1 protein-coding gene is annotated in these 398 nt (G+C 36.7%); it reads left to right on the top strand.

The genetic code is table 11. From position 1 onward, the window contains the following. Positions 1-53 precede the first annotated feature (53 nt). Positions 54-398, top strand: a 345-nt coding sequence (locus QC282_RS32200; RefSeq protein WP_279553124.1) for a glycosyltransferase, incomplete at its 3' end; no start/stop codon positions are given.

The following is a 398-nucleotide window of genomic DNA, read 5'->3' as shown; positions in this document are numbered from 1 at the left end:
ATTTACATCAGCTTTTTTTATATTTTGAATTTAAAACGACAACAGGGGATTAAGTGAAAATTATCATCATCGGCACAGTCGCATCCAGTCTTTATACCTTTCGTAAAGACTTAATATTGTCACTATTGGCAAAGGGTTATACCGTGTATGCTTTTACATCAGACAGTAACGAAACCGAGCTTGCCACAATTGCCCAATTAGGGGCAATTCCTACACATTATAAACTCAGCCGAGGCGGTCTTAATCCTTATGAAGATTTATCTAACACGATAAGTCTTTATAAAAAAATCAAAAAAATTCAGCCCGATATCGTCCTTAGCTATTTTATCAAACCTGTCATCTATGGCACGCTCGCTGCCAAGCTTGCTAAAGTACCTAAAAAAATCGCCATGATAGAA

The sequence above is a fragment of the Streptomyces sp. DH24 genome (assembly GCF_029813775.1).
Lineage (GTDB): Bacteria > Actinomycetota > Actinomycetes > Streptomycetales > Streptomycetaceae > Streptomyces.
This window is presented reverse-complemented; position numbering and strand designations above follow the sequence as displayed.